This window comes from Humibacillus xanthopallidus (assembly GCF_006717145.1).
Lineage (GTDB): Bacteria > Actinomycetota > Actinomycetes > Actinomycetales > Dermatophilaceae > Humibacillus > Humibacillus xanthopallidus.
The window spans coordinates 2,023,795-2,044,888 of the sequence record NZ_VFQF01000001.1 but is presented as its reverse complement, the minus strand read 5'-3'; the positions used below and the strand labels follow the sequence as shown (position 1 = coordinate 2,044,888).

14 protein-coding genes and 1 pseudogene are annotated in these 21,094 nt (G+C 72.7%); 13 read left to right on the top strand and 2 right to left on the bottom strand.

The genetic code is table 11. The features are described 5' to 3' along the window. The first annotated feature begins 86 nt into the window (after positions 1 to 86). The 5 genes and pseudogenes from FHX52_RS08950 to FHX52_RS24535 all read left to right on the top strand — a co-directional run bounded on the left by FHX52_RS08950 (position 87) and on the right by FHX52_RS24535 (position 4,160). Complete coding sequence (locus FHX52_RS08950; RefSeq protein ID WP_141821571.1) at positions 87 to 1,250, top strand: acyl-CoA dehydrogenase family protein; 1,164 nt, start codon at positions 87 to 89, stop codon at positions 1,248 to 1,250. Between the two features lie 34 nt (positions 1,251 to 1,284). After that, on the top strand, positions 1,285 to 1,989 hold the full coding sequence (locus FHX52_RS24545; RefSeq protein ID WP_185747146.1) for a hypothetical protein: 705 nt from the start codon (positions 1,285 to 1,287) through the stop codon (positions 1,987 to 1,989). Positions 1,990 to 2,092: 103 nt separating this feature from the next. Continuing rightward, complete coding sequence (locus FHX52_RS08945) at positions 2,093 to 2,782, top strand: copper chaperone PCu(A)C (RefSeq protein ID WP_185747145.1); 690 nt, start codon at positions 2,093 to 2,095, stop codon at positions 2,780 to 2,782. Continuing rightward, positions 2,782 to 3,483 (top strand): annotated as a pseudogene (locus FHX52_RS24540) (Dyp-type peroxidase); the annotation flags it as partial. The gene FHX52_RS08945 and the pseudogene FHX52_RS24540, both read left to right, overlap by 1 nt. A gap of 125 nt (positions 3,484 to 3,608) precedes the next feature. Continuing rightward, a complete protein-coding gene (locus FHX52_RS24535) occupies positions 3,609 to 4,160 on the top strand; it encodes a Dyp-type peroxidase (protein ID WP_141821568.1) in 552 nt (183 codons plus the stop codon). 21 nt (positions 4,161 to 4,181) lie between these two features. Here the strand turns inward: FHX52_RS24535 and FHX52_RS08930 are convergent, their stop codons facing one another. Then, on the bottom strand, positions 4,182 to 5,858 hold the full coding sequence (locus tag FHX52_RS08930; protein WP_141821567.1) for a CocE/NonD family hydrolase: 1,677 nt from the start codon (positions 5,856 to 5,858) through the stop codon (positions 4,182 to 4,184). A gap of 152 nt (positions 5,859 to 6,010) precedes the next feature. Between FHX52_RS08930 and FHX52_RS08925 the strand changes: the two genes are divergently transcribed. Together FHX52_RS08925 and FHX52_RS08920 are read left to right on the top strand one after the other, a co-directional pair. Further along, a complete protein-coding gene (locus tag FHX52_RS08925) occupies positions 6,011 to 6,991 on the top strand; it encodes a glycosyltransferase family 2 protein (RefSeq protein ID WP_281287984.1) in 981 nt (326 codons plus the stop codon). A 128-nt stretch (positions 6,992 to 7,119) separates the two neighbouring features. After that, positions 7,120 to 9,606 carry a glycosyltransferase gene (locus FHX52_RS08920; RefSeq protein ID WP_141821566.1) on the top strand — a complete coding sequence of 829 codons (2,487 nt, stop codon included), beginning with the start codon at positions 7,120 to 7,122 and terminating at the stop codon, positions 9,604 to 9,606. A gap of 83 nt (positions 9,607 to 9,689) precedes the next feature. Here the strand turns inward: FHX52_RS08920 and FHX52_RS08915 are convergent, their stop codons facing one another. Next, on the bottom strand, positions 9,690 to 13,358 hold the full coding sequence (locus tag FHX52_RS08915) for a bifunctional glycosyltransferase/CDP-glycerol:glycerophosphate glycerophosphotransferase (protein WP_141821565.1): 3,669 nt from the start codon (positions 13,356 to 13,358) through the stop codon (positions 9,690 to 9,692). Positions 13,359 to 13,633: 275 nt separating this feature from the next. On the opposite strand from FHX52_RS08915, the gene FHX52_RS08910 reads away from it, so the two are divergent. The 6 genes from FHX52_RS08910 (at position 13,634) to FHX52_RS08885 (ending at position 20,998) form a co-directional block, all read left to right on the top strand. Beyond that, complete coding sequence (locus FHX52_RS08910) at positions 13,634 to 14,434, top strand: ABC transporter permease (protein WP_141821564.1); 801 nt, start codon at positions 13,634 to 13,636, stop codon at positions 14,432 to 14,434. Next, on the top strand, positions 14,434 to 15,180 hold the full coding sequence (locus FHX52_RS08905; protein WP_141821563.1) for an ABC transporter ATP-binding protein: 747 nt from the start codon (positions 14,434 to 14,436) through the stop codon (positions 15,178 to 15,180). Before FHX52_RS08910 ends, FHX52_RS08905 begins: the two co-directional genes overlap by 1 nt. Next, complete coding sequence (locus tag FHX52_RS08900; RefSeq protein WP_141821562.1) at positions 15,177 to 17,204, top strand: CDP-alcohol phosphatidyltransferase family protein; 2,028 nt, start codon at positions 15,177 to 15,179, stop codon at positions 17,202 to 17,204. Before FHX52_RS08905 ends, FHX52_RS08900 begins: the two co-directional genes overlap by 4 nt. 152 nt (positions 17,205 to 17,356) lie before the next feature. Continuing rightward, positions 17,357 to 19,105, top strand: a complete 1,749-nt coding sequence (locus FHX52_RS08895; RefSeq protein ID WP_141821561.1) for a glycosyltransferase family 39 protein — start codon at positions 17,357 to 17,359, stop codon at positions 19,103 to 19,105. A gap of 70 nt (positions 19,106 to 19,175) precedes the next feature. Beyond that, positions 19,176 to 19,982: a CDP-alcohol phosphatidyltransferase family protein gene (locus tag FHX52_RS08890; RefSeq protein ID WP_141821560.1), complete on the top strand. Its 807-nt coding sequence runs from the start codon at positions 19,176 to 19,178 to the stop codon at positions 19,980 to 19,982. After that, positions 19,982 to 20,998 carry a glycosyltransferase family protein gene (locus tag FHX52_RS08885; RefSeq protein ID WP_141821559.1) on the top strand — a complete coding sequence of 339 codons (1,017 nt, stop codon included), beginning with the start codon at positions 19,982 to 19,984 and terminating at the stop codon, positions 20,996 to 20,998. Before FHX52_RS08890 ends, FHX52_RS08885 begins: the two co-directional genes overlap by 1 nt. Positions 20,999 to 21,094: the final 96 nt, after the last annotated feature.

The window sequence follows — 21,094 nt, the reverse complement described above, 5'->3', positions numbered from 1 at the left end:
TCGTGGACGACAGGCTGCCGGTGGCCGGCGTGGCGTCGATCACGAGGACGTCCTACTAATCCGAACTCGTGAGTAGGATCGCGACCGTGAGCACCGACACCCACTTCGACCTGTTCCGCACGAGCGAGGACCACGAGGCCCTGCGCGAGGCGGTCCGCGCGGTCTCCGAGGACAAGATCGCGCCGTATGCCGCGGCCGTCGACGCCGAGGCCCGCTACCCGCAGGAGGCGCACGACGCCCTCGTGGCCTCCGACTTCTTCGCACCGCACGTGCCTGAGGAGTACGACGGGGTCGGCGCCGACGCGCTCGCGACCTGCATCGTCATCGAGGAGGTCGCTCGGGTCTGCGCGTCGAGCTCACTCATCCCCGCGGTCAACAAGCTCGGGTCGCTGCCCCTCATCCTCGCCGGCAACGAGGAGCTCAAGTCGCGCTACCTCACGCCGCTCGCCCAGGGGAAGACGACTTTCTCCTACGGCCTCTCCGAACGCGAGGCCGGCTCCGACACAGCGGCCATGAAGTGCCGCGCTCGCCAGGACGGAGACGGGTGGGTGCTCTCGGGCCAGAAGTCGTGGATCACCAACGCCGGCGTCTCCGAGTACTACACCGTCCTCGCCGTCACCGACCCCGACGGCCCCCGCGGCGGCAACGTCACGGCCTTCGTCGTCGAGAAGTCCGACGCCGGCTTCACCTTCGGTGAGAAGGAGCGCAAGCTCGGCATCAAGGGCAGCCCCACGCGCGAGCTGCACTTCGACAACGTGCGGCTGCCGGCCGACCGCGTCGTCGGCGAGGTCGGCGGCGGGCTCAAGCTCGCGCTGCGCACCCTCGACCACACCCGCGTCACGATCGGTGCCCAGGCCGTCGGCATCGCGCAGGGCGCGCTCGACCAGGCGCTCGCCTACGTCAAGGAGCGCAAGCAGTTCGGCAAGCGCATCGCCGACTTCCAGGGCATCCAGTTCATGCTCGCCGACATGGCGATGGAGCTCGAGGCCGCGCGCCAGATGGTCTACGTCGCCGCAGCCAAGTCCGAGCGGGGCGACAAGGACCTCACCTTCTTCGGCGCCGCAGCGAAGTGCTACGCCTCTGACGTCGCGATGAAGATCACGACCGACGCCGTGCAGCTGCTCGGCGGGGCCGGCTACACGAGCGACTTCCCGCTCGAGCGGATGATGCGCGACGCCAAGATCACCCAGATCTACGAGGGCACCAACCAGGTCCAGCGCATCGTCATGGCCCGCCAGCTCCTCGGCTGAGGACCGCTGACAGCGCGCGGCTAGGATCGTCGTCATGCTGGCGGCGGGGGTCGGGGGAGTGCGACTGCTCCGTGCCGCCGCCTTCGTTGCCACGGTCGTGCTCGTGACCGTCGTCGGCCACGAGTGGGCCGGTGGGTCGGCCTCGACGGCCGGCATCGTGGCACTCGGAGCCCTCTGCTGGCCGGTCGCCCTGATCGGGTCGGCCCGCGAGCGCCGCTTCCGGCACCTCTTCCCCGCTCTTGCCATCGGTCAGCTCGTGGGCCATGGGATTCTCACCTTCTTCTCGGGCGCCGCGACCGCGACCTTGGCGTGCACGGGCGCAGCGGCAGACCACGTGCACGCACTCACCTCGGGCTGCCTCCAGGCGCAGGCCGCGACGTCCACGGTCCTGGCCACTGGCGGACCCGCTGGGCTCGCCGGCACGACCGGAGTGACAGGCACGACAGGCATGCCCGGAATGCCAGGCATGACCGGAATGCCAGGCATGACGGGTTCTCCGTCGGCCGGCCTCGTCATGCTGCTGACCCACCTCGTCGCCGCCCTGCTGCTCGCCATGCTCCTGCGCCACGGGGAGTCCCTCCTCTGGCGCATCGTCGATGCCGTCGTGCGTCGCGGCACACCACAGCTCCCTCGGCTGCGGCCGACCCCGCTCCTCGGCGCCTTCCACCGCGCCGAGGCGACGCATCGGCACCTCGTGCTCGTGGTGCCGGGGCGTGGACCCCCAGCACACGCTGCCTGACTCCTCCGGCCGCCGGCTCACCGGCCCCCGGAGCCTAGACGCGTGCCCCGTGCCCGCGTCCGCTGTCATGCACCGACATCCACGCCTGCCCGAAGGAATCACCATGAACCGCACGACCACGCACCGCTTGTCGCTCTCCCCATCCGTCTCGTCGCCGTCCGCCCCCTCATCGCCCGCCTCCGCATCGTCAAGGCAGCGCCTGGCCCCTGCGGCGGCCCTGCTCGCGGCGCCGCTCGTGCTCACCGCCTGCGCCGCAGGCGCGACGCCTGGCACCCGGGTCGCGGCCAGCGCGGCCGGCGCGCCGACCTCCGTCGCGACGGCCACGGCGCAGCACGCGCCAGAACACAGCCGTGCACTGACCCTGGACTCCGGGTGGGTCAAGGCCGGCTCGGGCATGACCGCTGCCTTCGGCACCATCACCAACCCTGCTGATCACGCCGTCACCATCGTCAGCGGCTCGACGCCGACGGCGCAGATGGTCCAATTGCACACGATGGAGAAGCAGGCCGACGGCTCGATGACGATGACGGAGAAGAAGGGCGGGTTCGTCGTGCCGCCCCACGGCACCCTGACCCTCAGCCCCGGAGGCGATCACCTCATGCTCATGGGGCTGACGCAGCCCCTCGACAACGGTCAGGACGTGACGTTCTCCATGGTCGCCACCGGCGGCGAGACGTTCGAGTGGACCGTGCCGGTGCGTTCCTTCGCGGGAGCCGAGGAGACCTACAGCCCCCAGAGCCCGACCGGCACGCCGACGATGCACGACATGTCGCCGACGAGCGCCACCCCGTGATGGGCCGCTCCGAGCCCGGCCGTCCCGAGCCCGGCCGCTCCGAGCCCGGCCGCTCCGAGCCCGGCCGCTCCGAGCCCGGCCGCCGCGAGCCCGGCCGTCCCGAGCCCGGCCGCAGCACCTCGTCGGAAGCACCGCCTGGGGTCGGTCGCCGAGCGCTGCTGCGCAACGGCCTGCTCGCCGCCGGGGGGCTCGGCGTCGCCACGGTCGCCGCCGCGAGCCCCACGTCACCGCCCCGCGAGAGCACGGCGGCCACCGCGGGCCTCGCTACCAACACAGACGACGCAGCCCGCACGGACGGCGCGGGCACCGTCGCGTTCCGAGGCAACCGGCAGGCCGGGGTCGTCGACCCGCCGCAGCCGTACGCGTCGTTCGTCGGCCTCGACCTGCCGCGCGGCGCCACCCGCGAGACGTGCGCCCGGCTCCTGAGGGTGTGGACCGACGACATCGAGCGGCTCATGTCGGCGCGGGCGCCGCTCACCGACCTCGAGCCGGAGCTCGCGGAGGTGCCGTCGGGCCTGACCGTCACCGTCGCGGTGGGCCCGGGGTTCTACGACGCGGCGGGCCTGACGGCCGAGCGGCCCGACTGGCTCACGCCGCTGCCGGCCTTCTCGGTCGACCGCCTCGGCGGCGAATGGCCGCAGACCGACCTGCTGCTCCAGGTCTGCGCCGTGTCGCCGGTCGCCGTCGCCCATGCCCAGCGGCGTCTCGTCGTGGGGGCCGACACCCTTGCCGAGCAGCGCTGGGTGCAGCGCGGCTTCCGTGAGCCCCTCACGCAGTCGCGACCGGAGCTGACCTTCCGCACCCGTTCGGGCAGGTCGACGGCACGGTGCAGCCCCGGGTCGACGGCCTCGACGACCCGCTCCTCTGGGTCGGCGCCGACGGTTCGCCCGCTCCCAAGGGTCTGCGCGACGGCACCTCGCTCGTCATCCGCCGCATCGCCATGGATCTCGACCGGTGGGACAAGGCCGACCGCACGGCCCGCGAGAACGCCGTCGGCCGCCGCCTCGACACCGGCGCCCCGCTGACCGGCACTCGGGCGGGCGACCCGCCGGACCTGAGCGCCGTGGACAGGCTCGGCTTCCCGGTCATCGATGCCGCGTCGCACATGCGCAGGGCCATGCCCGCGCAGCCGCACGAGCGCATCCTGCGCCGGCCGTACGCATACGACGACACCCCGGCACCGGGCACGCGGACGAACACCGGGCTCGTGTTCGTGTCGTTCCAGGCCAACCCGGTGCGCCAGTTCGTGCCCATCCAGCGCCGTCTCGACGAGGCCGACCTGCTGGGCCTCTGGACGACGCCGATCGGCAGCGGGGTGTATGCCGTCCTGCCCGGGGCGCGGGAGGGGGAGCACCTGGGTGCCGCCCTCCTCGCGTGAGGGCGCCGACGTGTCCGGCCCTCAGGAGCCGGACACGTCGGCGATCGGGATGACGACGTGTGTCGCGGCGGGCCCGAGGGCCACGCGCTGGTCGCTGCCGACGAGCTTGCTGAAATCGCGCACGGGGTCGTCGGTGCCGGGGTTGCGCAGGTGCAGGGGGTGGGCGCCGCTCGAGACCTGCAGCCGCAGGCGGTGGCCCCGGCGCACCTGCGCCGCGGTCGCCCCGAGCGTGACGACGTGGCGGCGCGCCGGGACGAGCCTCCCGCGCTCGGTGCCGTCGTCGGCGGCGCGCAGGTAGCCGTCGGCGAGGTTCCACGACCGGCCCCGTCGGTCGACCTCGCAGAGGCGGACGAAGAGGTCGACCGTCGGGTTGGTCGAGGCCATCTCGACGGTGACCTCGACCTCGCCCGCGACGAGCGTGTCGCGAGTCAGCGGGCCGCTCGTCCACACGAGCACGTCGTCGCGCTCCTCGCGGACCTTCTGGTCACGGCGTCCGGCGGTCCAGACGTTGAGCGACCGTCCGCCGCCCATCGGGGTGGGCCGCGCGGGGTCGTAGTGGTAGCCCACCTCGGCCGAGCGCGTCGGCGGGTCGGGCCGCAGGCTGCCGTCCTCGTGCGGGTGCAGCGTCAGGAGGTGCCCGGGCGGCGGCCACGCGTCGAAGCCCAGCCACGAGGACCCGCCGATCGGCCGTATGCGCACGGCTCGCTCTGCGTGCGAGGCCTCGACCCCGGCGAGCTGGCGCAGCGACTCCGCGACCGCGACCGTGCTGATCTCGGGCGAGACGTGCGTCCACGGACCGGCGACGAGCCGCACCGGCCGGCCGGCAGCACGCAGGGCGACGAAGTCCTCGATCTGGGCGTGGCCGAAGAGGTCGTAGAAGCCCGCGACGAGCACGAGCGGCGGCACGACCGAGGGCGACAGCTCGAAGTCGGTCGGCTCCCACCAGGGGTCGTCCGGGCCGTGCGCCAGCCAGTCCTGGAAGTAGGGGGTGTCGGTGCCCGTCGCCCGCTCGACCGCACGCGTCGGAGGGATCGCGTCGCCGCCGCGCGACACGGCGCCCCGCGCGGCGAGCTGGGTGCGGAGCTGGCTGATGGCCGAGTCCTCCATCGAGCCCAGCACGACGTGCCAGGCCACGGCGGTCTCGAGGCCGAACCCGCCGCGGTGGTGGATGATCGAGCGCAGGAACGACCGGGCCGAGATGCCGATGACCATGGCCTCGACCGAGTCGGGCAGGCGCGGAGTCAGAGCCCACTGCGTCATGCCGACGTAGCTGCCGCCGTAGGTGTGGATCCGCCCGGTGAACCAGGGCTGCTCCTCGATCCACGCGACGCAGTCCAGCCCGTCAGAGGTCTCGTCGAAGAACGGGTTGAAGGTCCCCTCGGAACCGAAGTGCCCGCGGCAGCTCTGCACGACGACGTGGTGGCCGCGCTCGGCGAAGGTCAGCGCCTCGGCGCCGAACCCGTCGCGCCCGTAAGGCGTTCGCGTCAGCAGCACGGGCGCACCCGGGGTGGGCGTCGTCGGCACCCAGTGGTCGGTGAGCAGGACGGTGCCGTCCGACATGGGCACGCGGACGTCCCGCTCGACGACGACCTCGCTCACCGGACCGGAGTCGAGGCCGCGGGTCAGCTGCCAGTGGCGGGCCCGCTGCAGGGCCGGCAGCCGCGGGGTCTCGGAGCCGTGCCGGGCAGGTGTCGTCATCGAGGTCGTCCCGTCGCTGGGTGCTGGACGCGACGATGGTGCCACACGGGTGGCGACCGTGGACGCCAGACCGCGCAGGACGGTCCGCTCGCTCAAGTAGGCTTGCCCGCGCTCGACCCCGCCGACTTCCGCCCACGACGAAGGACCACAGCGTGACCGCCACCCCAGGGGCCACCCCTCCGGTCAGCGTCATCATGCCGCTGCTCAACGAGGAGCGGCACCTGCGCGACGCCGTCGCCATGATCCTCGCCCAGGACTACCCCGGCCCGATCGAGGTCGTCCTCGCCCTCGGCCCCTCGCGCGACCGCACCGACGAGGTCGCGGCCGACGTCGCCGCGCACGACGCGCGGGTCCGTTTGGTGCCCAACCCGTCCGGGCGCACCCCTGACGGGCTCAACGCCGCCATCGGCGCCGCGACCGGCGAGATCATCGTGCGCGTCGACGGCCATGCCGAGATCCCCGACGACTACATCCGCGTCGCCGTCGCAGAGCTCGAGCGGGTCGACGCCGACAACGTCGGCGGCATCATGGACGCCCGGGGCAGCACCGACTTCGAGCGCGCCGTCGCCTGCGCGATGCGCAGCCCCATCGGCGTCGGCAGCGCCCGCTTCCACACCGGCGGGGAGCCGGGCCCCGCCGACACCGTCTACCTCGGCGTGTTCCGCCGCTCGGCGCTCGAGCGCGTCGGCGGCTACGACCCGCACTTCGCCCGCGCCCAGGACTGGGAGATGAACCACCGCATCCGCGAGTCCGGCGGCACCGTGTGGTTCACCCCCGACCTGCGGGTCACCTACCGCCCCCGGGCTTCGGTCAAGGCCCTCGCCAAGCAGTACTTCCACTACGGGCGCTGGCGCCGCGTCGTCGCCCGTCACCACGAGGGCACGATCAACCCGCGCTACCTCGCGCCGCCGACGATGGTCGTCGTCACGACCGCCGCCACCGTGGCGGGCTTCTTCTGGGCGCCCGCCTGGGCCGTTCCCGCCGCGTATGCCGCGGGGATCGTCGCGGGTGGCGCGGCCATCTCGCGTGGCGAGTCCGCACGCACCCGGGTCGCGACTCCGGCCGTGCTCGCGACGATGCACTGGGCCTGGGGGGTCGGCTTCATCACGAGCCCCCGCCGCCTCACCCGCTGAGCGCACCCACCCAGCCGATCCCGCTACCCTGCCGACCGGCGACCCGCCGCCCGCCACCACCCGCCGCAGACCGCTGCCGACAGCTGACCCCGAGACCACGAGCCCCGGAGACCAAGGAGTCCACCCTCATGGAGCTGCCCCGTCCGGTTCGCAGGCTGAAGCGCCTTGCCCGCAAGGTCGGACAGGCCGCGCCCCACGAGCTCAAGGCGGCCGCGCGGTCCCTGCCGGTCGACCCCGACCTCGTCGTCTACGAGTCGTTCGCCGGCAACGGCATGCTCTGCAACCCCGAGGCGATCTTCCGCGCGCTGCTCGCCGACCCCGAGCAGCAGCACCTCCGTCACGTCTGGGTGCTCGCCGACCTCACGGCATACGCCTCGACGGTGGCGGAGTTCGCGGACGACGCGCGGGTGCGCTTCGTGCGGCGCGGGTCGGTGGCCTACCACCGGGCGCTCGCCACGGCAGGGCTGCTCGTCAACAACGCGACGTTCCCGCCCGAGTGGGGCAAGCGCCCGGGCCAGACCTACCTCAACACGTGGCACGGCACGCCGCTCAAGGCGATGGGCTACGACGAGGCGCAGGGCGGCTGGGGTGCCCGCAACGTGCTGCGCAACTTCATGATGGCCGACTACCTGCTCTCGACGAGCGCGTTCATGTCGGAGCAGATGTACGAGCACGCCTACCGTCTCGTCAACATCGCCCCGGGTGAGCTCGTCGAGGTGGGCTACCCCCGCACCGACCTCCAGTACGCAGGCGCGGAGCAGCTCGAGGGCACCCGGGCGCGGCTCCGCGCCGAGGGCGTCGTGCTCGGCGCCGGGCAGCGCCTCGTCCTGCTCGCCCCGACGTGGAAGGGCGAGTCGTTCCACACCCCGCGCAACGACGCCGCCGACCTCGCCGCGCTCGTCGACGAGCTCGAGCAGCTGCTGCCCGCGGGGCACCGGGTGCTGCTCAAGGTGCACCAGCAGGTCTTCCGCTTCGCCTCCGCCGAGCCGCGGCTCGCGGGCCGGCTCGTGCCCAACCACCTGCCGACCAATGCCGTCCTCGGCATCACCGACGTGCTCGTCACCGACTACTCGAGCATCTTCTTCGACTTCCTCGGCACCGGCCGCCCGGTCGTCTTCCACACCCCCGACCGCGAGGAGTACGACGGCTACCGCGGGTGCTACCTCGCCCCCGACGAGCTGCCGGGACCCCAGGTCGGTTCGGCGCGCGAGCTCGCCGACGTCATCGCCGCCGTCGGCACGGGCGCCGCCCTCGACCCCGCCGTCACCCACGGGCGTCCGTATGCCGCCGCGCGCGCCCGTTTCGCTCCCCGCGACGACGGCGGGGCGACCCAGCGGGTCATCGACGTCGTCGTGCGAGACCGCCGCGATGGCCACCTCGTGCGTCGCACCCGCCGCGACGGTCGTCGCACCCTCATGCTCTACCTCGGCGGGATGATGTCGAACGGCATCACGAGCTCGGCCCTCAACCTGCTGCGCAGCATCGACCACGCCCGGTGGGACGTCTCGGTCGTCACGGGCCCGATCGACAACGACGACCGCCGGGCCAACGCCGAGGCGATCGACCCCCGGGTGCGTCTGTTCGTGCGCCAGGGCACGCCGGCCATCAGCAAGGCGCAGTGGCTGAACCGGCGCCGGATGATGCGCGGCCACATCGACGCCGTCTCGCCCGAGGCGCTCGCGAGGCTTGATGCCGCCCTCGCCCAGGACTGGAGGCGCGTCGTCGGTTCCGCGTTCTTCGACCACGTCGTCGACTTCAGCGGCTACTCGCCCGCGTGGACCTTCCTGCTCGGGCACGCGCCGGCGCGCACCCGCTCGGTGTGGCAGCACAACGACCTGCTCGCCGACCAGATGCGAGAGGTCAAGGGCAAGCGGCCGCACGAGGCCAACCTGCGGGCCGTCTTCACGAGCTATGCGCGCTTCGACCACGTAGTCTCGGTGTCGGAGGCGTTGCGCGACATCAACGCCCGGTCGCTGTCGCAGTGGGCACCCCCGGAGAAGTTCGCCGCCGCGCGCAACACCATCGACGTCCAGCGCGTCGAGAGCGGTGCGGCAGAGCCGGTGCCCGAGGGCACGCTCGACCGGCTCCGGCCGACCGCGGACGGCGCCGACCCGTACGTCTTCGTCACCGTGGGGCGGGTCTCGCCGGAGAAGAACCACACCCGGCTCGTCGAGGCCTTCCAGCTCGCGCACCGCAGGCACCCCGAGATCCGGCTCGTCGTCGTCGGCGACGGCCCGCTGCGCGTCGACCTCGAGGCGCTCGTCACCCGGCTCGGGCTCACCGGGCTCGTGCTCTTCGTCGGGCTGCAGCGCAACCCGTGGTCGATCATGGGCTCGGCCCGGTGCTTCGTCCTCTCGAGCGACTACGAGGGCCAGCCGATGGTCATCCTCGAGGCGCGCACCGTCGGGCTGCCCGTCGTCTCGACGGCGTTCGACTCCGTCGGCTCGGCGCTGGGCGAAGGGGACGGCCTCGTCGTCGAACGCACGGTCGACGCCCTCGCCGAGGGCATGGTCGCCGCCGTCGAGGGGCGCGTGCCGATCGCCGGCTTCGACCCCGAGGGCTACAACGCCGCCGTCGTGCAGGAGTTCGAGCGCGCCATCGGCGCCGCCCCGTAGCGACGAATCGCTCTTTCGATCGGGGAGGTGGGCACTGGTCGCCCTCTCTCCAGGGGGCGACCAGTGAACCGGTCAGCTTCTCGTCAGCGGCCCCAGACGGCGTCGACGACCCGGGCCGCGGCGCGCCCGTCGTCACGCGGCGCGAAGGTCGTGCGGAAGCTGTCGTAGCGGTCCGCATACGTCGTCTCGAGCTGGGGGAGCCCCGTGAGCGAGCGCAGCACCTCGTCGGTCGAGGAGAGCAGCGGCCCGGGCGCGATGTCGGCGAAGTCGAGGTAGAAGCCGCGGGTCGTGCCGGCGTACTCGGCGAGGTCGGGCGTGAGGAAGAGCATCGGGCGCCGGGTGCTCGCGAAGTCGAACATGATCGACGAGTAGTCGGTGATGAGGACGTCGGCGACGAGCATCAGCTCGGTGATGTCGGGGTAGCGCGACACGTCGACGACGTTCGACGCCGTCGCGTCGCCGAGCCCCGGCGTGTTGCTGTGGCCACGCACGAGCAGCACGGAGCCGGCCCCGAAGGCGTGCGACACGGCATCGAGCTCGAGGTGGTTGACCATCGCGTAGCCGCCGGTCGCCGTGCGCACGTTGTCGCGCCACGTCGGCGCGTAGAGCACGAGCCGGGCGTCCTGCGGGACTCCCAGGCGCGCCCGGATGCGGTCGCGGTCGGCGTCGGCGCCCGTGCTCAGCAGGTCGTTGCGGGGGTAGCCGACGTTGAGCACCTCGCCCTCGAACTCGAGCGCCTCGGCGAGGGTCGTGGTCGCGAAGTCGTTCTGCGCGAGCAGCAGGTCCCACGCCTTCGCCTCGCGGCTCATGAGGTCGCGGTAGGACAGCGACAGGCCCTGGGCCGGCACGTGCTGGCCGATCTTCTTCAGCGGGGTGCCGTGCCAGGTCTGCACATACGTCTGGTCCGGGTGCTTGCTGTAGTAGAACGGGAAGTTGTTGTTGGCCACGAGGTGGCGCGAGGTGTGCAGCGCGCGCAGGTGCTCGCGGGTGCCGATGACGACGGTCTCGGCGCCCTCGGGCACGACGGCCGTGCCGTCGGCGACCTCCCAGACGAGCCGGTGCGGGTAGCCGCGCCGCACGAGCTCGTCGTGCAGCGCGAGCGGTGAGTCGGCGGCCGACCGCCCGCCGAAGGTCGAGAAGAGCACGCCGTCCTCGATCGGCGAGGACAGCAGTGCCGGTATGCCGCGTCGCACCGACCACTGGCCCGCGCGGGTCCAGTCCTCCTCGGGCACCGCGCTCCGGGTGTTGACCCACAGCGCCCGGGCTCGCGAGGTCAGGGTGAAACGGAAGGCGATGTCGCTGCCCCGGTGCCAGTGCAGGAAGCGCGGGCTGACGTCGTCGACGGCGTGCGGCGCGACGGGGATCCAGACGGCCCGGTCGAGGTCGCCGTCACCGTGCAGGAGTCGGAGCGAGTAGGCACCGGTCGTCTGCGCCACGGTCTCGCCCCAGCTCTGCGTCTGCAGGGCGAAGTCGGCGTCGAAGCGTCCGGTCGCGAGGTCGTGGCGCACGTCCGTGGGCTCCCAGACCCCGGTGCCCTGGTCGGACACGAGCGCGAGGTGCAGCTGCGCGCCGACGTCGGAGGCGGCATACCCCGTGACGGTGAAGGAGCGCAGGTCGTCGGCGACGTCGACGCGGTGGACGGTGGCGTGCAGCTTGCGATCGAGCATGCGGACCCGCCCCGGTCCGGTGACGCCGAGCCGCAGGCCGCCGGTGTGCGGTGAGGTGCTCGAGAGCTCGCCCGTCGAGCCGGCCCAGACGATCGGCAGCGACTCGCCGCCGACGACGGCGCGGACCCCCCACTGGTGGTCGACGACGGGGGAGGCGCCCAGGGGCAGCGGCGGCACGGCGAGCGTGGCCTCGTAGCGACCGTCGACGGCGACGGCGGGGAACGAGCGGCGCAGGCCGACCTTGCCGCACGAGATGGTGAACTCCGTGATCGGGTCGGACCCGGTTGCCTCGGCGACGAGGTGCAGGTCGCGCCCCTCGAGGCGGGCCGTCGTCGCGGTGACCTGAGGTGCGAAGAGGTGGAAGTGAACGCCGCGGGCAGCGGAGTGCAGGGCGACGACCCGCTTGCCGTCGTGCAGCGGCGAGACCTCGAGGTCGTTGCCGGTCCAGCGCCGGTCCCACGACGTCAGCGGCGAGCGCCACGTGTGGGGGGCGCCGCCGTCCGCTCGCGCGACGGCGAGCTCGAGCTCGAGGTGCCAGCCGGGGTGGGACTCGACGACGTCGTCGACGGCCGGGTGGCGTGCCTCGAGGGCGGCGGCGAGGTCGGCGAGGTCGATGCGCACCCGGAAGCCCGCGCCGGCCTGGCTCGGCGAGGACCAGCCGGCAAGCTCGTCGAGGGTGGGGTCCTCGAAGCGCTCGACCGACAGCACGATGTCGGAGTCGGGCGTGTGGGGGCCCTCGACCGTCTCGTCGACGAGGTGCGCCTCGAGCGTCGACGGGCTGCCCGCGAGGTCGAGCCCCGGCACCCACGCCATGCCGCTGACGACGAGGTCGTCGCCGTCGACCTCGTAGCCGAAGCCGATGATGCGCATCCGGTTGTCGACGTCGGTGAGCGCGAGGTCGCTCGCGCTCGGACGGTAGGTCTGCAGGTCGTCGAGGTAGAGCGGGCGGGCCTGGGGCGGCTGCGCGTCGAGGTCGGTCTCCCACGCGTCGCCCACCTCGCTGCGCCGGCGCAGGGCGATGCGGATGTCGTCGCGGTGCCCCTGCTCGACCATGCGGGCGAGCAGCCGGTCGTGGATGCTGACGAGCCCCCATCCGTGCTCGTCCATGTCCTTGGTGACGGCGCGCACCCCGGAGGCGAGCGCGTGCCAGTAGTCCTCGCCCGTGCGCGGGACCTCGTTGTAGTAGGCGCGCAGGTCGAGGCCCACGGACTTCGCCTGCCACTCGCGCAGGACCGGGGCGCTGGCCCGCTCGCGCAGCACGTCGGCGACGTTGGACATCACGGTGAGGCGGTCGGCGAGGTCGACGATGTTGGACTTCTGCTGGGTGATCGAGGTGCCGTCGCCGCGGACGTACCACGAGTAGACGACCTCGTGGAGCACGTCGAACGCGGCGGCGCTCGAGTAGGCCTTGGCCGACGGCTCCTGGTCCTCGTAGCGGATGCCCTCGGGGAAGGAGCCGACCGCGCGGTCGAAGAACCGCCGACGGAAGAGCTTGTTCCAGGCGAAGACGTCGGCGAGGACCTCGGGGAACTCGTCGAGGGTCAGTCCCGTGCGGTCGCGGCGGTGCACCTCCTGGGCCCAGAGCGGCACCCAGCTGCGGGCCTCGTTGCGGCGCTCGAGGTTGCCCACGACGAAGTCGGAGCCCGACGTCGACAGGCAGGAGACCATCGTCGCGATCGCCTTGGGGGGCAGGGTGTCGTCCGAGTCGACGAAGGCGATGAACTCGCCTCGGGCGGCGCGGATCCCGGTGTTGCGGGCGGCGCCGAGACCGGCGTTGGGCTGCTCGATGACCATGACGCGGCGGTCCCAGCGGGCGTAGCCGCGGGCGATGTCGGCGCTGGCGTCGGGGCTGCCGTCGATGACGACGATGACCTCGAGGTCGCGGTACTTCTGGCCGATGATGCTGTCGAGGCAGTCGGGGAGGTACTCCTCCACGTTGTAGCAGGGCACGACGACCGAGACCCGGCCGAGGCTCGGGGTCGACGGGGTCAGCGCGGCGGCAAGGGTCTGGCGCAGGGCCGGGTGAAGCCGGTCGCGGACGGCCTCCCAACGGTGGTGCGGGATGGAGCGACGCACCGCGTGCATCGCCCGACTCGCCCGTTGCTTCGCTTCAGATCGGCCCAGCACGTGATTTGCCCCTTGTGTCCGTTAGGTGTCGTCGTCGTCAGAGTCTGTCGTGTCGGGGAAAGGGTAACGGTGGGACCCGGTGACCACAGAGTTCTCCCCGGCCGCGTACAGGCACGGCGCGGGCGCCACACATCGTCGGGGGCCTAGACTTCCGATCGGCGCCGGCCCGGTCGGGCGGCTCACCCCGCTCCGCAGCCTCTCACCCCACACCTCAGAAGGTAGGACTCGCTCGCATGATCCTGTTGCCCCAGGCGCGAGGCATCATCGCCCGGAGGCAGGTCCTCGACACCCTGGTGAGGCGCGACCTGCACGTCCGCTACGCCGGGAGCCCGATCGGCTACCTGTGGACGATCCTCGACCCGCTCGCGATGGCGCTGATCTACTTCGTCGTCTTCACCTACATCTTCGAGGCCCGACGGGTCGGCTACCAGCCCTACGTCCTCTTCATCGTCATCGGCGTGCTGGCCTGGCAGTGGTTCTCGCAGTGCGCGACAGAGACGTCACGCGCCCTGCTCGCCGAGTCGCGCCTCGTCCGCTCGACGAACCTCCCTCGCGAGCTCTGGGTCGTGCGCATCGTCGTCGCGAAGGGCATCGAGTTCCTGCTCTCGCTGCCGGTGATGTTCGGCTTCGCGATCTTCTTCATCGCTGTCGGCGAGACGAAGATCCACTACCGGATCCTGCTCATGCCGGTCGCCATCGTGCTGCAGTTCCTGCTCTCCGTGGGCGTCGGCCTCATCCTCGCGCCGGTGACCGTGCTCTTCACCGACATGCCGAGGATCGTGCGCATCGCGCTCCGGATGGGCTTCTACGCCACCCCGATCATCTACGGCGTGCACGCGGCGCCCCCGGTGCTGCAGAAGATCCTGCTGCTCAACCCCATGGCCGGGATCCTCGAGATGTACCGTGCCGGGTTCTTCCCGCACGAGCTCAACGTGCCCTCGATCATCTCGTCCTTCGTCATCACGTTCGTGACCCTGATCGCCGGCACCATCGTGTTCAAGAGGCTCGAAGCCCCCGTGCTCAAGGAAATCTGATGCGTCCAGTCATCGAGTCCAAGGACCTCGGGATCGAGTTCTACCGCAGCCGCCGCCGCAAGATGTCGCTGCGCGAGATCGTCTTCAAGGGCAAGAACCTCGCTCCCAAGGACACCTTCTGGGCGCTGCGCAACATCTCGTTCACCGTCGAGCAGGGTGAGGCCGTCGGCCTCGTCGGTGGCAACGGCAGCGGCAAGAGCACGTTGCTCAAGATGATCGCCGGCGTCATGATCCCCGACGAGGGTGGCGTCAAGGTGCGCGGGGGAGTCGCCCCGCTCATCGAGCTGACCGGCGGCTTCCTCGGCGAGCTCACCGCCCGCGACAACCTCTACCTCGCCGGCGGCCTCCACGGGCTCAGCAAGGCGCAGATGGACGAGCGCTACGACGAGATCGTCGACTTCGCGGGGCCCCAGGTGCGGGCAGGCATGGACATGGCCTACCGGCACTTCTCCTCGGGCATGCAGGTGCGGCTCGCCTTCGCGCTCATCACGACCCTCGACGAGCCGATCGTGCTCGTCGACGAGGTGCTCGCCGTGGGCGACCGCGCCTTCCGCGAGAAGTGCTACCTCCGCATGGAGAACATGCTCGCCGGCGGCAAGACGCTCTTCATGGTGTCGCACAGCGAGGCCGACCTGCGCCGCTTCGCCAAGCGCGGGCTCTACCTCCAGCAGGGCACGCTCGTCGGTGACGGCCCGGTCGAGGAGATCATCGAGCAGTACAACGCGGACGCGGACGCGGCGAGGTGACCTGGAGCCGGCCTCCGCTCGTCGGAAGCCCGCGCGCCCGCTCCCTCCGTGGCACCTCCTCCGGGGGCACGCTCGTCGTCCTCGGCGCCGAGCAGGCTCCGCCACGCTCGGCGCGCGCCGGTTCGGGGGACGGCACGGACGTCGGTGACGGGGTGGACGGTCCGGCCGAGCTGGCTGCCGACTTCGACCTCACGCGCCGTCCGGTGTCGGGCGAGCTCCCCGCGCTGCTCGGGCAGGCGGCAGCGATCGCCGCGTCCGACGCCGGCTCGCCGCTCGTGCTCGTGGCCGCAGACCTCGAGATGAGCTCAGTCGGGCTGCTCGACGTGCTCGACGCGTCCGACGTGACCTGTGCAGCCGTCCTCGACGGCGCGTCCGTCGCCGACCGCCGCGGCGCTCCCGCTGCCGTGCGGGTGTCGGAGGCGGGCCGCCAGGTGGTCTCCGTCGCGGCCGCCGGCCACGTCGTCACCCGACCGACGGGGTATGCCGTTGGCGTCCTGCGCGTCCGCGCCGCCGACCGCCCCGCGCTGGCTGCGGCCCTCTCGGCGGCCGCAGCGGCTGCAGCGGCCGCAGAAGCGGCTGAGGCCGCCCAGGCCTCCCAAGCGGCCGGCGCTCGTGGCGGGTGGGGTGGCGCCGCGCCGTTCGACGTGGCGCTGCTCGCCGCGGTGCGGGCCGGTGTGCTCGTGCGGGCCGTCACCCTCTCCCACCAGAGCGTGCGGCGTGGCGACTGGCAGGCCCCAGGAGCAGCGGGCTCAGCGTGGCAGCAGCGCCTGCGCGCCGCCTCACGAGGCAACGACGGACTCTTCTCCACGGTTGCGATCCGCCCCCTCTCGCGCAGGCTCACGGCATACGGCCTCGGGCGCGACTGGTCACCCAACGTCGTCACGGCGGTGAGCCTGGCGCTCGGGCTGGCTGCGTGTGCTGCCGTCGCCACCGGGTGGTGGTGGGCCTGGCTGCTCGGCGCCGTCCTGCTCCAGGCCTCGCTCGTCGTGGACTGCGTCGACGGCGAGATCGCCCGCTTCACCCGCCGCTCCAACCCCCTCGGCGGGTGGCTCGACGCCGTCAGCGACCGCGTCAAGGAGTTCACGATGGTCGCGGCCCTCGCCTGGGTCGCGGCTCGCCGGGGGAGCGACCTGTGGTGGCTGGCCGTGCTCGTGCTCGCGGTCCTCGCGGCGCGCCATGTCGAGGACCACGCCTACGCGATGCGCCGCCGGGCCCAGCTCCTGGGCGCGCCGGGCTGGCCCGAGCACCCGGCTGTCGGCGGGCTCGGGAACGGGCTCCGCGACGGACTCGGGAACGGGCTCGGGAACGGGCTCGGCGACGAGCTCCGCGACGGTTCGGGGATCGGTGACGGGGGCCCCGAGGACGCTCCGACCGACGTTCCCGCGCCGCCCGGGGCGCGTGCCCGTCGGGTGCGCGCCATCAAGCAGGTGCTCCACCTGCCCATCGCCGAGCGCTACCTCATCATGTCGGTGGGCCTGCTCACGATGAGTCCGGCCGTCGTGCTCTGGGCGCTCGGCGTCGCCTCGGTGATCGCCTTCGGCTGGACCCAGACCGGGCGCCTGCTGCGGGCCGTCACCCGCCGCGACGGGTTCCTGGGCGACCGTCCCGACCGGCAGCTGGCCGACCTCTGCGACCTCGCCGTGGTGCCGCGGCCCTCCGGCCGCGGTCGGCTCGCCTGGCAGGTTCCGGCGCTGCTCCTCGCGATCGAGACCGCCGCCCTGCTGCTCGCCGCCGGCGGGGACCTCACGGCCCGCGCGGCTGCCTACGCGTGGCTCGCCGTCGTGTGCTGGCACGTCTACGACAACGTCTACCGCCTCCGCGAGACCGGGCGCGGCTCGGCGACCTGGCTGCGGCGGGGCACCGGCCTCGAGGTCCGCGTCGTCGTGCTCGCCCTCATCGGGGGCGCGCTTGCCGAACCCGCGCCCGCCCTGCTGGCGGGGGCGGTCGTGCTGGCTGCGCTGTACGTCGCTGAGTCCGCCGTCGGGTGGCGAGCCCACCTGCGACCACAGGAAGGCAGAGGATGACCGACACGCCAGGGGTCGACGATCCCGCCCCGAACGACTCCCCTGCGAGCGCGGCCCCAGCGGCTCAGGCGGCCCCAGCGGCTCAGGCGGCTCAGGCGGCTCAGGCGCCGGACGTGCAGGAGCCCCTCGATGGATCCCGGCCGGAGAGTGCCATGGACGTCGCGCGCCCCCGCCTGCCACGGCTCGAGGTGGTGCTCGCGTGGTGCGCCGCGCTCGCCGTCGCGGGTCTCTACCTCGCCGATGCTGCCGCGCACGGCGCGCTCGGCGCCGCACGCAACGACGACTGGGTCTACTACCGCCTCGCGTTCTCGCTCGCGAGCACCGGTCACCTCTCGTTCGACCCCTACTCGAGCACCCTGCTCGTCGGCCAGGTGGTCGCCGCCCAGCCCGTCATCGCCGTCTTCGGGGCGCAGATCGCGCCGCTGCAGGTGGCCGTCGCCCTCCTGTCGGCCGTCGCGCTCGCGGCCGCCTACTTCTTCTTCCGGCACTTCCTCGCCGCCTTCTGGGCGGCCTTCTGCGTCGCCCTCATCGCCGTTGGACCCATCTGGGGCGGGCTCAGCGTGTCGTTCATGTCCGACGTGCCGGCCATCGCCCTTCAGGTCCTGTGCCTCTGCGCCGCGGTGCCGGCCCTGCGCGGGCCGCGCCTGCGCTGGGGCTGGCTCGCCCTGTCGCTCGTCCTCGCCCTGCTCGCCTTCAGCGTGCGGGAGTACTCGCTCGCGGCCGCTGCTGCAGTGCTCATCGCGGCGCTCCTCACCCACGGGCGCCGGCCCACGGGTCGTCTCAGGCTGCTGCTCGTCGTCGCTGGGGTGGGCATCGTCTGGGTACTCCTCGCAGCGGCCCTCTTCCTCTGGCGCGACACCCTCGTGGCCGGACCGCGGGCCCTCACCGCGGAGATCGAGCTGGGCCAGCGGGTCTACTACGTCCTCGCCGGGATCCTGACGACGACGGGCTTCCTCATGTTCCCCGTCGCACTGGCCGTGTGGCGCGGAGGGATGTGGCGCATGCTGCTGCGGTGGTGGCCGCTCACCGTCGCACTCATCGCGCTGTTCACCTACACCTCGCACGTGCTCGGCTATCCCCTCCTCGTCGGCAACTACGTGCGGCTCGGCGGGTCCTACTCGGGCACCCTCGCGGGGGTGGCGCCGGCCGTGTTCTCGCGGCAGGCGTGGTGGAGCATCATGGCCGCGGCCAACGTCGCGACCTCGCTGCTCATCACGTTCGCCGTTGCCCGCACGGTCAGCGTGCTCCTCGACTGGCGGCGACGGCGACGCGAGGTGACGGAGGTCGACACCCACTCGGCGGAGGCTCCCGCCACTGCCGTGCGATCCATCGACCCCTCGCCGCGCATCGCCCTGACCTTCGGCGTGGTCACCGTGGCTCTCGTCGTCGTGGTCGTCATCATCACCCGTGGTCGCCCCTTCGACCGCTACGTCGTCGGCGCCGTGCCCTTCCTCGCCGCGGCGGCCATCCACGCATCGCGGTCGAAGGCACCACAGCTGCTCGGCCGCCTCGTCGCCAGTGCCGCGGTGGCCGTCCTCGCCCTCATCGGCGTGGCTCAGGTCGACGCGTCAGCGACCTTCGACGGCACGAAGTGGAGCCTCGGCACCGAGGCGACGCGACTCGGCTACGCGGCCGAGACGGTCGACGCCGGCTACGAGTGGTTCGGCTTCCACCAGCCCGGACCCGTCATCTACGACTACCGCCGCGAGCCGGGCTACCCCAGCTACGTCACGTCACTCTTCACCGACGCTCGCGTCTGCGTCCTCGGCGAGTTCGCCCCTCGCCCGACCCAGCGCGAGCCGTATGCCCGTGAGGTCGTCAGGGTGAGCAGGGTCAGCCTCATCGGGCCGCGCTACACCCTCATCGGCCGGTCCGCAGACCGGAACTGCCCGTCCTCGTGAGCCCCCACGTGCGGCCCGCGCCGCGACCTCGTGACCCGGCACTGCGGCATACAGGGCAGGATGGGCGCTCGTGACGCACGACCCCACGAACGACCGCCCGAGCATCGCGGAGCTCAAGGCCGTCGCGCAGCCGCCGGAGCACATCGCGCGCTACAACGCCGAGCACTGGGCGGGAGCGCTCTACATCCGGCACCTGTCGATCTATGCCACGCGGGCCCTGCTGCCGACCCACATCACGCCCAACGGTGTCACGTGGCTGATGATCCTCGTCGGGGTGCTCGGGGCCTTCGCGATCCCGTTCGGTGGCGTCGTCGGGCCGCTCGTGGCGGTCCTCGCGATGCAGCTGCAGATCCTGCTCGACTGCTCCGACGGGGAGGTGGCCCGGTGGCGGCAGCGGTTCTCGCCCGCGGGCATCTACCTCGACCGCATCGGCCACTACCTGACGGAGGCCTCGATCCCCATCGCGATCGGCCTGCGCGCAGACGACTGGTCGCTTGCGCACCCGGGTGACGTCGGCGCCTACACGGTCCTCGGGCTGGTCGTCGCGGTCATCGTCCTCGTCAACAAGGCCTTCACCGACCTCGTCATCGTCGCGCGCGCCAAGACCGGCCGGCCGCTGCTCGACGACGTCGCCCAGACCGCTGCGTCCAAGGTCTCGGGCATCGCCGCGGTGCGGCGCGCAGCCGGTCACCTACCCTTCTTCCGGGCCTTCGTCGCCGTCGAGGCGAGCCTGCTCGCCCTCGCGGCCGCGATGGTCGACGCGGTGCGAGGCGACCTCGTCGGCACCCAGGTCCTCGTCGTCGTCATGGTTCCGCTGGCGCTCGTCACCGCGGCGGGCCACCTCCTCGGTGTGCTCACCAGCTCGAGGCTGGACTGATGCCGCAGGTCGACCCCCTGCCCGGAGACTCCCGGGCCACGTCGAGCGGCGCCGACGCGCCACGCCGGGTGGTCCAGTGGGCGCAGGAGCACGGCGAGGTCGGCGGCGTCCTGACGAGCCACCGGCAGATGACCGAGGTGCTCCGAGCCGCCGGGCACGACGTCAGCTACGTCGACACCGGCTCCGCCTCGCGAGCCGCCCGAGCCGTGCCCACGCTGTGGAGCCGACCCGCGCTGCACGTCCTGCACATCACCCGGCTCTGGCGTGCCGCCCAGCTCGCACCCCTGCTCGCCACCCTGCCCGGGGTCAAGGCGCTCGTGCTCCACTCCGGCTCGACCGCCGGACAGCTGTCGGCGATGACGCCCTCGCGGCGGCGTGCCGTGCTCCGGGTGCTGCGCACCTTCGACGAGCTCTGGGTCGTCAACGCCGCCATCCGTGAGCTCCTGCCACCGGACCTCGCCGGCCGCACCACCGTCGTCACGCCGTTCGACGCCAGGGGAGTGGCCGCCCGGGGCGCGACCCCGCGCGACCCGCACGCCCTCGTGCTGGCGACCAACGCCGGGCTGGCGCACTACAACGCGCAGGCCGGAGTCGAGGCCGTGCGGCTCGTCCGAGCCGAGTGGCCCGACGCCCGTCTCAAGCTCCTCGCCTACGGCCACCAGGGCCCGGAGCTCGAGGCGCTGGGGTCGGTGGTCGCCCCGCTCGACTGGGTCGACCTCTCCTTCGACCTCACCCCCGAGCAGGTCAGTGGCGTGCTGGCGGGCGCCGGCGTCTTCCTGCGGCCGACGAGCTGGGACGGCGACTCGGTCATCGTGCGCGAAGCGCTGGCGCTGGGGGCGCGGGTCGTCGCGAGCGACCTCGCGCCCAGGCCCCGCGGCGTCGAGCTCGCCGGTCTCGAGCCTGCGGCGGTCGCCGAGGCGGTGCTCCACGGCGGCCGGGTCAGCGACGGGGCAGGCCTCGTCGACACGACCCTCGCCCAGGCGGCATCACGCGCCCTCACGCTGCTCGCTCGGTGATGCCGGGGCGAGACGGTAGCCTCTGAGGCGGTGGCGCCGCGTGGCTGCGACCGCGCGCCCGGGCTCCTCAGCACGGCGCACCACTCCAGCACGTCC

What these genes read in the sequence shown, in the direction of transcription:
- FHX52_RS08915 (WP_141821565.1), bottom strand. Translation starts at nt 13,358, where the DNA reads ATGCACGCGGTGCGTCGCTCCATCCCGCACCACCGTTGGGAGGCCGTC.
- FHX52_RS08930 (WP_141821567.1), bottom strand. Translation starts at nt 5,858, where the DNA reads ATGACGACACCTGCCCGGCACGGCTCCGAGACCCCGCGGCTGCCGGCC.
- FHX52_RS08895 (WP_141821561.1), top strand. Translation starts at nt 17,357, where the DNA reads ATGGACGTCGCGCGCCCCCGCCTGCCACGGCTCGAGGTGGTGCTCGCG.
- FHX52_RS08920 (WP_141821566.1), top strand. Translation starts at nt 7,120, where the DNA reads ATGGAGCTGCCCCGTCCGGTTCGCAGGCTGAAGCGCCTTGCCCGCAAG.
- FHX52_RS08905 (WP_141821563.1), top strand. Translation starts at nt 14,434, where the DNA reads ATGCGTCCAGTCATCGAGTCCAAGGACCTCGGGATCGAGTTCTACCGC.
- FHX52_RS08910 (WP_141821564.1), top strand. Translation starts at nt 13,634, where the DNA reads ATGATCCTGTTGCCCCAGGCGCGAGGCATCATCGCCCGGAGGCAGGTC.
- FHX52_RS24545 (WP_185747146.1), top strand. Translation starts at nt 1,285, where the DNA reads ATGCTGGCGGCGGGGGTCGGGGGAGTGCGACTGCTCCGTGCCGCCGCC.
- FHX52_RS08885 (WP_141821559.1), top strand. Translation starts at nt 19,982, where the DNA reads ATGCCGCAGGTCGACCCCCTGCCCGGAGACTCCCGGGCCACGTCGAGC.
- FHX52_RS08945 (WP_185747145.1), top strand. Translation starts at nt 2,093, where the DNA reads ATGAACCGCACGACCACGCACCGCTTGTCGCTCTCCCCATCCGTCTCG.